The sequence below is a fragment of the Mycobacterium branderi genome, from assembly GCF_010728725.1.
In the GTDB taxonomy this organism is placed as follows: Bacteria; Actinomycetota; Actinomycetes; order Mycobacteriales; family Mycobacteriaceae; genus Mycobacterium; species Mycobacterium branderi.
Genome location: NZ_AP022606.1, coordinates 1639255 through 1654398 on the forward strand (window position 1 = coordinate 1639255; position 15144 = coordinate 1654398).

9 protein-coding genes and 1 pseudogene are annotated in these 15144 nt (G+C 67.7%); 8 read left to right on the top strand and 2 right to left on the bottom strand.

What is annotated here, in order from left to right:
* Positions 1-262 precede the first annotated feature (262 nt).
* The 8 genes and pseudogenes from G6N47_RS08450 to G6N47_RS08485 all read left to right on the top strand — a co-directional run.
* Positions 263-1258 (top strand): annotated as a pseudogene (locus tag G6N47_RS08450) (esterase family protein); the annotation flags it as partial.
* A gap of 322 nt (positions 1259-1580) precedes the next feature.
* Positions 1581-2462: an alpha/beta hydrolase-fold protein gene (locus G6N47_RS08455; RefSeq protein WP_083133529.1), complete on the top strand. Its 882-nt coding sequence runs from the start codon at positions 1581-1583 to the stop codon at positions 2460-2462.
* Between the two features lie 105 nt (positions 2463-2567).
* Positions 2568-3590: a carboxylesterase Culp6 gene (gene culp6 / locus G6N47_RS08460; protein WP_083133530.1), complete on the top strand. Its 1023-nt coding sequence runs from the start codon at positions 2568-2570 to the stop codon at positions 3588-3590.
* A 272-nt stretch (positions 3591-3862) separates the two neighbouring features.
* A complete protein-coding gene (gene fadD32, locus G6N47_RS08465; protein ID WP_083133531.1) occupies positions 3863-5755 on the top strand; it encodes a long-chain-fatty-acid--AMP ligase FadD32 in 1893 nt (630 codons plus the stop codon).
* Positions 5755-11040 carry a polyketide synthase Pks13 gene (gene pks13, locus G6N47_RS08470; protein WP_083133532.1) on the top strand — a complete coding sequence of 1762 codons (5286 nt, stop codon included), beginning with the start codon at positions 5755-5757 and terminating at the stop codon, positions 11038-11040. Before fadD32 ends, pks13 begins: the two co-directional genes overlap by 1 nt.
* Positions 11037-12590: an acyl-CoA carboxylase subunit beta gene (locus G6N47_RS08475; RefSeq protein WP_083133533.1), complete on the top strand. Its 1554-nt coding sequence runs from the start codon at positions 11037-11039 to the stop codon at positions 12588-12590. The genes pks13 and G6N47_RS08475 overlap by 4 nt, the downstream gene beginning before the upstream one ends.
* Before the next feature lie 163 nt (positions 12591-12753).
* On the top strand, positions 12754-13323 hold the full coding sequence (locus G6N47_RS08480) for a TetR/AcrR family transcriptional regulator (RefSeq protein WP_232080152.1): 570 nt from the start codon (positions 12754-12756) through the stop codon (positions 13321-13323).
* 5 nt (positions 13324-13328) lie between these two features.
* The gene (locus G6N47_RS08485; protein ID WP_083133535.1) at positions 13329-14129 is read left to right on the top strand and encodes an MBL fold metallo-hydrolase; all 801 of its coding nucleotides are present in this window, start codon (positions 13329-13331) and stop codon (positions 14127-14129) included.
* Here G6N47_RS08485 and G6N47_RS08490 read toward each other — a convergent pair.
* On the bottom strand, positions 14126-14878 hold the full coding sequence (locus G6N47_RS08490) for an SGNH/GDSL hydrolase family protein (RefSeq protein WP_083133536.1): 753 nt from the start codon (positions 14876-14878) through the stop codon (positions 14126-14128). The genes G6N47_RS08485 and G6N47_RS08490 overlap by 4 nt on opposite strands.
* A gap of 95 nt (positions 14879-14973) precedes the next feature.
* Entirely contained in the window at positions 14974-15111 is a 138-nt protein-coding gene (locus G6N47_RS08495; RefSeq protein ID WP_163659584.1) for a hypothetical protein, read from the bottom strand.
* Positions 15112-15144 lie beyond the last annotated feature (33 nt).

Sequence of the window (15144 nt, forward strand, 5' to 3'; positions counted from 1 at the left end):
AGACGGCTTACCGGCGAGAAATCGGCCGTGAGCACATTCACAGCGTGGCCTGCTCGCGCCTGATCGCGGCCGGGCACAGCGAACCGCCGACGGCTTTCAGGGGACTCTCGATGAGAGAGTTCGCACCAAGATGTGGTTGACTACACGGGCACTGGTGCGCCCAGCCCGGGGACGACGCAAACCGCAACGGAGCCGGGCACGTGGACGCAGCGCACGCAGTCCGACCCGAAAGATTGGGCCAACAAAGGATGGGAAAGCACGGATGAAGCTTGTTGACAGGTTTCGTGGCGCGGCGAAGGGGATGCCGCGCCGCCTCGCGTTAGGGGCAGCCGCAGCGGCCCTGGTGCCGGGGCTGGTCGGCGTCGCCGGGGGTTCGGCGACCGCCGGGGCATTCTCCCGGCCAGGTCTGCCGGTCGAATACCTGCAGGTGCCGTCGGCCGCGATGGGCCGCGAGATTAAGGTGCAGTTCCAAAGCGGCGGCGCCAACTCGCCGGCGATCTACATGCTCGACGGTCTGCGCGCCCAGGACGACTTCAACGGCTGGGACATCAACACGCCGGCCTTCGAGTGGTACTACCAGTCCGGTCTGTCGATGGTCATGCCGGTCGGCGGCCAGTCCAGCTGGTACACCGACTGGTACAAGCCCGCCTGCGGTAAGGCCGGCTGCTCGACCTACAAGTGGGAGACGTTCCTGACCAGCGAGCTCCCGCAGTACCTGCAGGCCAACAAGCAGGTCAAGCCCAACGGCGGCGCCGCGGTCGGCCTGTCGATGGCGGGTGCGTCGGCGCTGAACCTGGCGAACTACCACCCCGACCAGTTCATCTACGCCGGCGCAATGTCGGGCCTGATGGACCCCTCGCAGGGCATGGGACCGTCGCTGATCAACCTGGCCATGGGTGACGCCGGCGGCTACAAGGCCGCCGACATGTGGGGCCCGAAGGAAGACCCGGCCTGGCAGCGCAACGACCCGCTGCTCAACGTCGGGAAGACCATCGCCAACAACACCCGCCTGTGGATCTACTGCGGTAACGGCAAGCCGTCCGAGCTGGGTGGCGACAACCTGCCGGCCAAGTTCCTCGAGGGCTTCGTGCGGACCAGCAACATCAAGTTCCAGGACGCCTACAACGCCGGCGGCGGTCACAACGCGGTGTTCAACTTCCCGGAAAGCGGTACGCACAGCTGGGAATACTGGGGTGCGCAGCTGAACGCCATGAAGCCCGACCTGCAGCGGACGCTGGGCGCCACGCCCGGTGGCGGTGGCGGCGAGGCCACCCAGGCCAGCCCGGCTGCCCAGAACAACCCGGCCAGCCAGACCGCGCCGGCCACCCAGGGCAGCCAGGGAACTCCGGTGAGCCAGGGCGCCCCGGCGGCGCCGGCCGCTCCGGCCAGCCCGGGCAGCCAGGGCACCCCGGCTGCCGCACAGGCCGGCCGGTAGGCCCAAGCAGCAACGACAGACGGCGGCGACCTCTACAGGTCGCCGCCGTTAGTCGTTTCCACCCCTTCCGCCGGGCCCGGTGTGGTTCACTACCTTGCGGGACGGGGGTGCGGGGGATGGCGAATCGATACCGAGTGAGGTGGACATGAGGGCCGTGTCGTTGCTGCTACGGGTGCTGTGCGCTGCCGTGCTGGCAGCCGGGTTAGGTGGTGTCAGCCGACCCGCCCACGCGGCCGGCTACGAAACCCTGATGGTCCCGTCGGCGGCAATGGGCCGCGACATCCCGGTGGCCTTCCTGGCCGGCGGCCCGCACGCGGTATACCTGCTCGACCCGTTCAACGCCGGCCCGGACGTCAGCAACTGGGTCACCGCGGGCAACGCGATGAACACGCTGGCGGGCAAGGGCATTTCGGTGGCCGCGCCCGCAGGCGGCGCGTTCAGCATGTACACCAACTGGGAGCAGGACGGCAGCAAGCAGTGGGAGACGTTTTTGTCCAGTGAGCTGCCCGACTGGCTGGCCGCCAACAAGGGCTTGGCGCCCGGTGGTCACGCCGTCGTCGGCGCTTCGCAGGGCGGTTACGGGGCGATGGCGCTGGCCTGCTTCCACCCGGACCGGTTCGGCTTCGCCGGTTCGCTGTCGGGATTCTTGTACCCGTCGAACACCACCGAGAACGGCGCCATCACCGCCGGCATGGCACAGTTCGGCGGCGTCGACACCCAAGGCATGTGGGGCGCAGCGCAATTGGGCCGGTGGAAGTGGCACGACCCGTACGTGCACGCCGGCATGCTGGCGGCCAACAACACCCGGGTTTGGGTGGTCAACCCCACCGGCGGCGCGAGCGACCCGGCGGCGATGATCGGCCAGGAGGCCGAGGCGACCGGAAGCGGCCACTTCTTCTACCAGCAGTACCGCAACGTCGGCGGCCACAACGGGCACTTCGAGTTCCCGGGCGGCGACAACGGCTGGGGGTCGTGGGGCTCGGAGCTCGGCGCGATGTCCGGCGACATCGTCGGCGCCATCCGCTAGCGATCGCCCGCGGGGGACGGTGCCGGCAACCGGTACCGTAAAGCAGGGTGCGACGGGCGCTGCACGGCGTCGACCGTGCGACGACAAACTCTGCTGGCAGGAGACATGGCTGTGAAGAAGGGCGCCAAATCGCGGCGCAGGCGGCACCGCATCCTGGCGTTGATCGCCGCCGGCGCAACGGCGCTCGTGGTGGCCCTGGTTCTGGTGTTCGTGGTGACATACCTGCGGAAACCGGAGACCCCGCCCAGCGCGGTGCCGCCCAGCATCGTGCCGCCGACCAGCAGCTCGGCCCGCCCGCACAAGCCGCGCCCGGCGTTCCAAGACGCCAGCTGCCCCGACGTGCAACTCGTCTCGATACCCGGCACCTGGGAGTCGTCGCTGCAGGACAACCCGCTCAACCCGGTCGAGTTTCCGAAAGCCTTGCTGCTCAACGTCACCCGCCCGATCAGCCAGCAGTTCGACGCCAGCCGGGTCGAGGTCTACACCGTTCCCTACACCGCGCAGTTCCACAATCCGCTCTCCGGCGACAACCAGATGTCGTACAACCAGAGCCGCAAAGAAGGCACCGAGGGCGCAGTCAAGGCGATCACCGACATGAACGCCAAGTGCCCGCTGACCAGCTATGTGCTGATCGGTTTCTCGCAGGGCGCGGTGATCGCCGGCGACATCGCCAGCGACATCGGGAACGGCCGCGGACCGGTCGACGAGGACCTGGTCCTCGGTGTGACCTTGATCGCCGACGGCCGCCGCCAGGAAGGGGTGGGCCAAGACATCGGGCCCAACCCGCCGGGCCAGGGCGCCGAGATCACCCTGCATGAGGTGCCGGTGCTCTCGACCATGGGTTTGACCATGACCGGCAAGCGGCCGGGCGGATTCGGCGACCTCAACAACCGGACCAACGAGATCTGCGGCCAGGGCGACCTGATCTGCGCCGCGCCGCAGGAAGCATTCAGCATCACCAACCTGCCCACCACGCTCGACACCCTCGCCGGCGGCGCCGGCCAACCGGTGCACGCGCTGTACGCCACCACCCAGTTCTGGAGCCTGGACGGACAGTCGGCCACCGAGTGGACCCTCAATTGGGCCCGCGGCCTGATCGACAACGCGCCGCATCCCAAGCACGGATAACGGTTCCGTCAAGCAGTCCGTTCTGATTTGGTCCGCGACACAGCGGCCCTTAACATTAAGAAAAAAATAAGAACGGCTGTGGTTGGCCCGCCGGGTCGATGCAGTGCCGGATGTCGTGCGCGCTTCTGTACGATCTGTGAGGTTTAGGGTTCGCGACGAACGGCGCAGGCGAAAGTTCCCGGCGTGCCGCCGACCGACCCGAGTCGGGCGCAGCCGTCGGCGGAGCTCTACAGATTTGACCTTCAGACATGTGGTGACAGGAGACAGTGGCAATGGCGTACCACAACCCGTTCGTCGTGAACGGAAAGATCAGGTTCCCGGAAAACGCTAACCTGGTCCGTCACGTCGAGCGGTGGGCGGCGGTGCGCGGCGACAAGCTCGCCTACCGGTTCCTGGACTTCTCGACCGAGCGCGACGGCATCGCCCGCGACATTTCCTGGGCCGAGTTCGGCGCGCGCAACCGCGCGATCGGCGCCCGTCTGCAGCAGGTCACCCAGCCGGGCGACCGGGTCGCCATCCTGTGCCCGCAGAACCTCGACTACCTGACCGGGTTTTTCGGCATCCTCTACTCCGGGCGGATCGCGGTGCCGTTGTTCGACCCGAGCGAGCCCGGCCACGTCGGTCGGCTGCACGCGGTGCTCGACGACTGCACCCCGACGGCGATCCTGACCACCACCGACTCCGCCGAGGGGGTCCGCAAGTTCTTCCGCAGCCGCCCCGCCAAGGAGCGGCCGCGTGTCATCGCCGTCGACGCGGTGCCCAACGAAGTCGCCGCCACCTGGGAAATGCCCGTCGAAACCCCGGACACCATCGCCTACCTGCAATACACCTCGGGCTCGACCCGCACCCCGACCGGTGTGGAGATCACCGCGCTGAACCTGGCCCACAACGTGGTTCAGGTGCTCAATGCCTTCGAGGGCAAGGAGGGCGACCGCGGGGTCACCTGGCTGCCGTTCTTCCACGACATGGGCCTGATCGCGATCATGCTGTCGCCGGTGCTTGGGTACCACAACACCTTCATGACGCCGGCGGCGTTCGTGCGCCGGCCGATCCGCTGGATCCGGGAGATGGCGCGCAAACCCGGGGAAACCGGGGAGGTCTACTCGGTGGCGCCGAACTTCGCCTACGAGCACGCGGCGGTGCGCGGTGTCCCCAGAGACGACGAGGAGCCGCTGGACCTGTCGAATGTCAAGGCGCTGCTCAACGGCAGTGAGCCGGTGTCGGTGGCCTCGATGCGCAAATTCCACGACTCGTTCCGTCCGTTCGGGTTGCGCGACACCGTGATGAAGCCGTGCTACGGGCTGGCCGAAGCGACACTGTTCGTCTCCATCACCCCGATGTCCGAGGGGCCGACGGTGATTCACGTCGACCGTGAGGCGCTGAACAACCATCGGTTCGTCGAGGTGGCCCCGGATGCACCCAACGCGGTCACGCAGGTGTCCGCCGGCCTGATCGGTGTCGACGAGTGGGCGGTCATCGTCGACCCCGAGTCGGCCTCCGAACTGCCCGACGGGCAGATCGGCGAGATCTGGCTGCACGGCACGAACATGGGGATGGGCTACTGGAACCGCGAAGAGGAGACGCAGGAGACCTTTAAGAACATCCTCAAGTCGCGGACCAGCCCGTCGCACGCCGAAGGCGCTCCCGACGACGGACTGTGGGTACGCACCGGCGACTACGGCACCTATTACAAGGGCCACCTCTACATCACCGGCCGGGTCAAGGATCTCGTCATCATCGACGGCCGCAATCACTACCCGCAGGACCTGGAGTACTCGGCGCAGGAGGCCAGCCGCGCGCTGCGCACCGGTTATGTGGCCGCGTTCTCGGTGCCCGCCAATCAGCTGCCCCGCGAGGTGTTCGACAACCCGCACGCCGGGCTGAAGTACGACCCCGACGACACCTCCGAACAGCTGGTGATCGTCGCCGAGCGGGCGCCGGGCGCGCACAAGCTGGACTACCAGCCCATCGCCGACGACATCCGGGCGGCCATCGCCGTCCGGCACGGGGTCACCGTGCGCGACGTGCTGCTGGTGCAGGCGGGGTCGGTGCCCCGCACCTCCAGCGGCAAGATCGGCCGCCGGGCCTGCCGCACCGCCTACCTCGACGGCAGCCTGCGCAGCGGCACTGCTTCCCCCAACGCCTTCCCCGACCAGGTGGATTGATGACTGACACGGACACTGCCACTGAGTCCCTCAAGCCTGCCCGCACCGACATGACCGTCGCCGAGGTGCGGCAGTGGCTGCGCGAGTGGGTCGCCAAGGCCACCGGACGGTCGCCCGACGCGGTCGACGAGGCCACCCCGCTGGTGGAGCTGGGCCTGTCCTCGCGCGACGCCGTCGCGATGGCCGCCGACATCGAGGACCGCACCGGCGTGACGGTGTCGATTGCCGCGGCCTTCGAGCACCCGACCATCGAGTCGCTGGCCACCTGGATCGTCGAGGGCGACCCCGAAGTAGACACCTCCGGTGCAGACGACATCGACTGGACGCGAAGCGGTCCCGTCGAACGGGTCGACATCGCGGTCGTGGGCCTGGCCACCCGCTTCCCCGGCGACATGAACACCCCGGAGGAGACCTGGCAGGCGCTGCTGGAGGGCCGCGACGGGATCACCGATCTGCCCGAGGGCCGCTGGTCGGAGTTCATGGAGGAGCCGCGGATCGCCGAGCGGGTCAACAAGGCCCGCACTCGCGGGGGCTACCTCAAGGACATCAAGGGCTTCGATTCGGAGTTCTTCGCGCTCTCCAAGACCGAGGCCGACAACATCGACCCGCAGCAGCGGATGGCGCTCGAGCTGACCTGGGAGGCGCTCGAGCATGCCCGCATCCCGGCGTCGAGCCTGCGCGGTGAGGCCGTCGGCGTCTACATCGGCACCTCGGTCGCCGACTACAGCTTCCTGGCGATGTCGGACCCGACCGTCGCGCACCCGTACGCGATCACCGGCACCGCGAGTTCGATTGTCGCCAACCGGGTTTCGTACTTCTACGACTTTCACGGCCCGTCGGTGGCTGTCGACACCGCGTGCTCGAGCTCGCTGGTCGCCACGCACCAGGCGGTGCAGGCGCTGCGCAGCGGCGAGTGCGACGTGGCGGTCGCCGGCGGCGTCAACGCGCTGATCACCCCGGTGGTCACCCTCGGGTTCGACGAGATCGGCCAGGTGCTGGCGCCCGACGGCCGGATCAAGTCGTTCTCCTCCGACGCCGACGGCTACACCCGCTCGGAGGGCGGCGGCATGCTGGTGCTCAAGCGGGTCGACGACGCCCGCCGTGACGGCGACCAGATCCTGGCCGTGATCGCCGGCAGCGCCGTCAACCACGACGGCCGGTCCAACGGGCTGATCGCCCCCAACCCGGACGCGCAGGCCGACGTGCTGCGCCGCGCCTACAAGGACGCCGGCATCAACCCGCGCACCGTCGACTACATCGAGGCCCACGGCACCGGCACCGTGCTGGGCGACCCGATCGAGGCGCAGGCGCTGGGCCGCGTCGTCGGCCGGGGCCGACCCGCCGACAAGCCGGCGCTGCTGGGCGCGATCAAGACCAACATCGGCCACCTCGAGTCGGCGGCCGGCGCCGCCAGCCTGGCCAAGATGGTGCTGGCTCTGCAGCACGACAAGCTGCCGCCGTCGATCAACTACGCCGGGCCCAACCCGTACATCGACTTCGACGCAGCGCACCTGAAAGTGCTTGACACCGTTGCCGATTGGCCGCGCTACAGCGGTTACGCGGTGGCCGGGGTGTCCAGCTTCGGCTTCGGCGGCGCCAACGCACACGTGGTGCTGCGCGAGGTATTGCCGCGCGACGTCGTCGAGCGGGAGCCGGAGCCCGTGGAGGAAGCGACGTCCACCGAGGAGCAGCCCGTCGAGCATGTGCGCTTCGACGAGTACGGCGAGTTCATCGGTGACAACGGCGCGCCGGCCGTCGAAGAAGAACCCGAACTGCCCGGCCTCACCGAGGAAGCCAAGCGGCTCAAAGAGGTTGCGCTGCAAGAGCTCGCGGCGTCCGAGCAGCAGGCTCCGCTGGTGCCGCTGGCCGTGTCGGCGTTTTTGACATCGCGCAAGAAAGCAGCCGCCGCCGAGCTGGCCGACTGGATGGAAAGCCCGGAGGGGCAGGCGTCGTCGCTGGAATCGATCGGGCGGTCGCTGTCGCGGCGCAACCACGGCCGTTCCCGCGCAGTGGTTTTGGCCCGTGACCACGACGAGGCCATCAAGGGCCTGCGCGCGATCGCCGAGGGCAAGCAGCGGCCCAACGTCTTCTCCGCCGACGGGCCGGTGACCAACGGCCCGGTGTGGGTACTCGCCGGTTTCGGTGCGCAGCACCGCAAGATGGGCAAGAACCTCTATCTGCGCAACCCGGTCTTCGCCGAGTGGATCGACAAGATCGACGCGCTGATCCAAGAAGAGCGTGGCGTGTCGATTCTCGAGATGATTCTCGACGACGCCGTCGACTACACCGGCGACACCGTCGAATACCCCATCGAAGCCGTCCAACTGGTGATCTTCGCAATCCAAATCGCGCTCGGCGAGGTGCTCAAAGCGTACGGCGCCAAGCCCGCCGCGGTGATCGGCCAGTCGCTGGGCGAGCCGGGCGCCGCCTACTTCGCCGGCGGGCTCTCGCTGCGCGACACCGTGCGAATCATCGTCCCGCGCGCCCGGCTGATGGGCGAGGGCGAGGCGATGCTGTTCGGTGAGTACATCCGGCTGATGGCGCTGGTGGAGTATTCCGCCGACGAGATCAAGACGGTTTTCGCCGACTTCCCCGACCTGGAGGTCTGCGTCTACGCCGCGCCCACCCAGACCGTGATCGGCGGTCCGCCCGAGCAGGTCGACGCGATCATCGCCCGCGCTGAAGCCGAGGGCCGCTTCGCCCGCAAGTTCCAGACCAAGGGCGCCAGCCACACCGCGCAGATGGATCCCCTGCTCGGCGAGTTCACCGCGGAACTGCAGGGCATCCACCCCATGCCGCTGGGCTGCGGCTACTTCTCCACCGTGCACGAGGGCACCTACATCAAGCCCGGCAGCGAGCCGATCCACGACGTGGATTACTGGAAGAAGGGGCTGCGCCATTCGGTCTACTTCACCCAGGGTGTGCGCAACGCCGTCGACAGCGGTTACACCACATTTTTGGAGCTAGCGCCCAACCCGGTGGCGCTGATGCAAGTTGGCTTGACCACGGCCGCTGCCGGATTGCCTGACGCGCAACTGATTTCGACATTGGCGCGCAAGGTCGACGAGGTCGACGCGATGACCACCGCAATGGCGCAGCTGTTCGTCTACGGCCACGACCTCGACATCCGCACGTTGTTCACCCGTGCCGCGGGACCCCAGGACTACGCCAACATCCCGCCGACCCGGTTCCGCCGCAAGGAGCACTGGCTCGACGCGCACTTCTCCGGCGACGCGTCGGTGATGATGCCGGGCAACCACGTGGCGTTGCCCGACGGTCGGCACGTGTGGGAGTACGCGCCGCGGGGCGAGACCGACCTGGCTGCTCTGGTGAAAGCCGCTGCGGCGGCGGTCATTCCGGATGCGCAGCTGACGGCCTCCGAGCAGCGGGCGGTGCCCGCCGAGAACGCCCGGCTGGTGACGACGCTGACCCGCCATCCCGGTGGCGCGGCGGTTCAGGTGCATGCGCGTATCGACGAGTCGTTCACGTTGGTGTACGACGCGTTGGTGTCGCGGGGCGGGCAAGCCGCGGTGTTGCCGACGGCGGTCGGCGCCGGTGCCGCAGTCGCCGCGCCGGTCACCGCCACGCCGACCAACGGCGCACCGGCTGTTGAGGCCGAACCCGACGCCGATACCCTGCACGACAGCCTCACCGCGCGGCAAATCAGTAGCGGCTTGCAGCGGTGGTCGCCGGATTCCGGTGAGACCGTGCATGACCGGCTGGCGACGATCGTGTCGATGGCGATGGGCTATGAGCCCGAGGACCTGCCGTGGGAGGTGCCGCTGATCGAGCTCGGCTTGGACTCGATGATGGCGGTGCGGATCAAGAACCGCGTCGAGTACGACTTCGACCTGCCGCCGATCCAGCTGCAGGCGGTCCGCGATGCCAACCTCTACAACATCGAGGAACTCATCAAGTACGCGATCGAGCATCGCGACGAGGTGCAGCAACTGCACGAGCACCAGAAGACGCTGACGGCCGAGGAGATCGCCAAGGAGCAGGCGGCATTGCTGTCCGGCGCGACGCCGTCCACCGTGACTCAGGCCGCCGATCCGCAGGCGGAGCCGGAAACCCAAGCGGCGCCGCCGGTTTCCGATGTGCCGGTCCCGCCGCCGCCGACCAATCCCTCCGGTCCGTCGGCGCAGCCCAACCTGGCGGGGGCCGCGCAGGCCCTCAACCAGCAGGCGGTGGCCGAGGCGCTGGGTTCGGATGTGCCGCCGCGGGATGCATCCGAGCGGGTCACGTTCGCCACCTGGGCGATCGTCACCGGCAAGTCGCCGGGCGGCATCTTCAACCCGTTGCCCAAGCTGGACGACGACGCGGCCGCCAAGATGGCCCAACGGCTTTCGGAACGCGCCGAGGGCCCGATCAGCGCCGAGGATGTCAAGTCCGCGCAGACCATCGAGGAGCTGGCCACCACGGTGCGGGAGTACCTGGAAGCCGGTCAGATCGACGGCTTCGTGCGCACCCTTCGGGCCCGGCCCGAAGGCTCCACCAGGCCGCCCGTATTCGTGTTCCATCCGGCGGGCGGCTCGACGGTGGTGTACGAGCCGCTGTTGAACCGTCTGCCGCCGGACACCCCGATGTACGGATTCGAGCGCGTCGAGGGCACCATCGAGGAGCGGGCTCGCCAGTACGTGCCCAAGCTGCGCGAGTTGCAGGGCGACGGGCCCTTCATCCTGGTCGGCTGGTCGTTGGGCGGGGTGCTGGCTTACGCCTGTGCGATCGGGCTGAAGCAGCAGGGCTGCGACGTGCCGTTCGTCGGGCTGATCGACGCGGTGCGCGCCGGCGAGGAGATCCCGCAGACGAAGGAGGAGATCCGCAAGCGCTGGGAGCGCTACGCCCGCTTCGCCGAGCGGACCTTCAACGTCGAGATCCCCGAAATTCCTTACGAGCAACTGGAACAACTCGACGACGAGGGCCAGGTCAAGTTCGTCCTGGAGGCCGTCAAGCAAAGCGGCGTGCAGATCCCCGGCGGGATCATCGAACACCAGCGCACGTCGTATCTGGACAACCGAGCGATCGACACCGCCGAGATCCAGCCCTACGACGGACATGTCACCCTCTACATGGCCGACCGCTACCACGACGACGCGATCATGTTCGAGCCGCGATATGCCACCCGCAAGCCCGACGGCGGTTGGGGCGAGTACGTCTCGGATCTCGAGGTGGTCCACATCGGCGGGGAGCACATCCAGGCCATCGACGAGCCGATCATCGCCAAGGTCGGCGCGCATATGACCGAGGCACTCAACAAGATTCAAGCTGAGAGCGAGCCTAAGTGACCACCAAGACCACCGCGGAGCTGCTGGCCGAACTTCGGGAAAAGCTGGAACTGGCAAAGGAACCCGGCGATCCGAAATCCATCGCCAGGCGCGACAAGAAAGGCCTCCCCAGCGCGCGCTCCCGCGTCTACGAGCTGCTGGACCCGGGCAGCTTTCTGGAGACCGGTGCGCTGGCCCGCACTCCGGGTGATCCCAACGCGCCCTACAGCGACGGCGTGGTCACCGGCCGCGGCACCATCAACGGCCGGCCGGTCGGGGTGTTCTCCCACGACCAGACCGTGTTCGGCGGCTCGGTCGGTGAGATGTTCGGCCGCAAGGTCGCCGACCTCATGGAGTGGTGCGCGATGGTGGCCTGCCCCATCATCGGCATCAACGACTCCGGCGGTGCCCGCATCCAGGACGCGGTGACCTCGCTGGCCTGGTATGCCGAACTGGGCCGGCGCCACGAGGCGCTGTCCGGACTGGTGCCGCAGATCTCCATCATCCTCGGCAAATGTGCTGGGGGAGCGGTGTATTCGCCAATCCAGGATGACTTGTTGGTCGCGGTGCGCGATCAGGGCTACTTCTTTGTCACCGGGCCCGACGTGATCCAGGAAGTCACCGGCGAAGAGGTCAGCCTCGACGAGCTCGGCGGCGCCGACGCCCAGGCCCGCTACGGCAACCTGCACCAGGTCGTCGACTCCGAGGCGGCGGCATTCCAGTACGTGCGCGACTTCCTGTCGTTTTTGCCGTCGAACTGCTTCGACAAGCCGCCGATCGTCAACCCCGGCCTGGAGCCGGAGGTCACGCCGACCGACCTGGAGCTCGACTCGATCGTGCCGGACTCGGACAACATGGCCTACGACATGCACGAGATTCTGCTGCGGATCTTCGACGACGGCGACTTCCTCGACGTCGCCGCGCAGGCCGGGCCGGCGATCATCACCGGATTCGCCCGGGTCGACGGGCGGCCCGTCGGGGTGGTGGCCAACCAGCCGATGCACCTGTCCGGCTCGATCGACAACGAGGCATCCGACAAGGCCGCGCGGTTCATCCGCTTCTGCGACGCATTCGACATCCCGCTGGTGTTCGTCGTCGACACCCCGGGCTTTTTGCCCGGCGCCGAGCAGGAGAAGAACGGCATCATCAAGCGCGGCGGTCGGTTCCTGTATGCGGTGGTGGAAGCCGACGTGCCGAAGGTGACGATCACGGTCCGCAAGTCCTACGGCGGCGCCTACGCCGTGATGGGCTCGCGGCAGCTGACCGCGGACTTCAACTACGCGTGGCCCACCGCGCGCATCGCGGTGATCGGTGCCGAGGGCGCCGCGCAACTGCTGATGAAGCGGTTCCCCGACCCGCACACGCCCGAAGCACAGGCGATCAAGAAGTCCTTCATCGACAACTACAACCTCAACATGGCGATCCCGTGGATCGCCGCCGAGCGCGGATTCATCGACGCGGTGATCGAACCGCACGACACCCGGCTGCTGCTGCGCAAGTCGCTGCACCTACTGCGCGACAAGCAGATCTACCGCCGGGTAGGCCGCAAGCACGGCCTGATCCCGGTCTAGTCCTCCCGCGACCAGACGCAGAATCGCACGATAGCGGCCGCCATTGTGCGATCCCCTGTCTGCTCGTGGGTTGAATTATGAACGATCGTTCGTATAGTCTTGCCCCGTGGCTGCCAAGACCGACGGACGGCTCGCCCGGGGCGAACGGGCACGATCGACGATCTTGGCGTCGGCCGCCGATATCGCGTCGGCCGACGGCCTGGAAGGCCTGTCCATCGGCCGCCTCGCCCAGGAGTGCGGCACCAGCAAGAGCAACGTCGCGGCGCATTTCGGCTCCAAGGCGCAGCTGCAACTGGCCGCCATCGGCTACGCCGGTGACGTCTTCACCCGACATGTGATCAGGCCGGCTCTGCGCACCGGTAAAGGCTTGCCACGTCTGGTGGCGCTTTATCAGCACTGGATGGACTATTCGCGGCGACGGGTGTTTTCCGGTGGCTGTTTCTTCGCTGCCGTCACCGCCGAGTATGACGCGCGTGACGGAGTCATCCGCGACGCGATCCGCGAACACCACACCGGTTGGCTGGGGTTGCAAGAACGGCTGGTGCGGGAAGCGCAGGCAACCGGCGAGATCCGCGCCGACGTCGATCCGGCGCAGCTTGCCTTTGAGTTGGACGCATTCGCGCGCGCCGCGAACTCCGAAGCGGTCCTCTTCGACGACGACAGTGCATACGACCGCGCCGCCGCGGCGATCACTGCCCGCATCGACAGCGTCAAGCAGACTGGAAAGGGTTGATTGGCATGAGGATTCGACGTCTGGGCTGGGCAGGGATCGAAGTGATCGCCGAGGATGTGTCATTGGTCGTGGACTACGTGCACGATTTTCGGGTGCTGAGTTCGGTTCTGCCGAACGAGCAATTCGTGGCGCCGACCCGGCCCGGCGAGGCGTCGGCGGCACTGGTCACCCACCTGCATGGTGACCACACCGACGTCGCGGCCATCCAGACAGCTGTTGGCCCCCGAGGCCTAGTGCTGCGCCCGCCGCCCTTCGTCGGATCCGATGAGGAAGCGGTCGGGACGGCCCGCCAAGAGGCCGACATTGCGGCTAGCAGTCTGCAGGCCCGGGTCGTAACCGACTGGGAGCAAATCGAATTGGGGCCGTTCACCATCACCGCGGTGCCCGCCGTGGACGGCTTGGGTGACCCCCAGCTGGGCTGGGTCGTTCAAGCGGAGGGCCAGCGAATCTTCCACGGCGGCGACACGATGTTCCACGGCTACTGGTGGCTCATCGCCCACCGAACGGGGCCCATCGACGTCGCCGTCCTGCCGGTCAACGGCGCGAAAGTGAACTTCCCGGTACCACATTTGCAGCCTGCGAGTGAACTGCCGGCCGACCTGACACCCGAACAAGCCGCCCAGGCCGCCGTGATCCTCGGGGCAAATACATTGGTGCCCATGCACTTTGGTGTTCACCGCCCGCCGTACTATGTCGAGGAGGACGATCCCTTGGCAAAACTGGCCATCGCCGCCCGGGCCAAGTCGCTGCGGGTCGTCAACCTCGAGCCGGGTGAGACGCTGGACGTCGCGGCTGTTCCGGTCTAGCGGCGGGCCAGCCAGTCAGCAAGAGCATTGCCTACCGCGGCGGCGCCCATCGCGTTAGGGTGCAGCGGCGCAGCAGGATTGGCGGCTGCAAACCCTTCGACATAGCGCTCGTCGGGTGGGGCACACATGTCGTGGCCGACGGACAGCGGCCGGGTGTCGAAGTAGTCGATCCGTTTGTCGGCCGCCAACCGCCGTTGCGTGTCGTCGAGCTCGTTGACCTTAGCCTCGAAGTAGTCGGCATCCCTGGGCAGCACCGGCTGCTCGGGAAAACAGCCGCCAGGCCGGATATAGGTCAGGTAGCCGACCAGGACGATGCGCGCCGCCGGCACCTTGGCGCGGACGTCGTCGACCATCGCAGCCCACACCGGCACGTGCGCGTTGATTGCCGCCGAGATGCTGTCCACGCCGTTGGTCACGAACCGCTCCACACACGGCGGGGATTCCAGCGACGCTGCCCGGCATTGTGCCGCGTCGCCGGCCAGCCCGACGTCGTTGCCGCCGATGGTGATTGTGATCAGCGAAGTGTCGGCCTCAACCGCCTCGATTTGCGGCGGCACCGGCCCGCTGGGGGTCGGTTGTGCCCGCGCGATGATGTCGTCGGTCGTTGCGCCGCTGCAGGTGACGTCGGCGAAGCTCGTCGCACCCAAGCGGCGGGCAAGCACCGACGGATAGTCGTTGGTCGACTTGTCGCAGCCCGGCGGTGGCGCGGGGTCCGGCACGCCGGGGGCGGCGGCGGCCGAGTCGCCCATTGCGACATAGTTCGACAGTGGTCGTGCCCCGGTGGGCGAAGACGGGCTGCAGGCCACCGCGCATGCGCTCAACAGCGACGCCAGAGCGGCCAGTCTCACCGATGCTTGTCGGAGTCTTCGGACTCCTGCTGCACCTTCTTGCCCGTCGCGGTGGACTCCCTGAGCTCCTTTTTGGCCTCGCCGGCCTCGTCGGCCATCTCCTTGACGGTTTCGTCGCCTTCTTCAGCACGCATGGCCCCGGAATACCCACCATCGGCCGCCGCCAA

Coding starts and splice junctions, on each gene's coding strand:
- G6N47_RS08455 (WP_083133529.1), top strand. CDS start 1,581: ATGAGGGCCGTGTCGTTGCTGCTACGGGTGCTGTGCGCTGCCGTGCTG.
- culp6 (WP_083133530.1), top strand. CDS start 2,568: ATGGCTGTGAAGAAGGGCGCCAAATCGCGGCGCAGGCGGCACCGCATC.
- fadD32 (WP_083133531.1), top strand. CDS start 3,863: ATGGCGTACCACAACCCGTTCGTCGTGAACGGAAAGATCAGGTTCCCG.
- pks13 (WP_083133532.1), top strand. CDS start 5,755: ATGACTGACACGGACACTGCCACTGAGTCCCTCAAGCCTGCCCGCACC.
- G6N47_RS08485 (WP_083133535.1), top strand. CDS start 13,329: ATGAGGATTCGACGTCTGGGCTGGGCAGGGATCGAAGTGATCGCCGAG.
- G6N47_RS08490 (WP_083133536.1), bottom strand. CDS start 14,878: ATGGGCGACTCGGCCGCCGCCGCCCCCGGCGTGCCGGACCCCGCGCCA.
- G6N47_RS08495 (WP_163659584.1), bottom strand. CDS start 15,111: ATGCGTGCTGAAGAAGGCGACGAAACCGTCAAGGAGATGGCCGACGAG.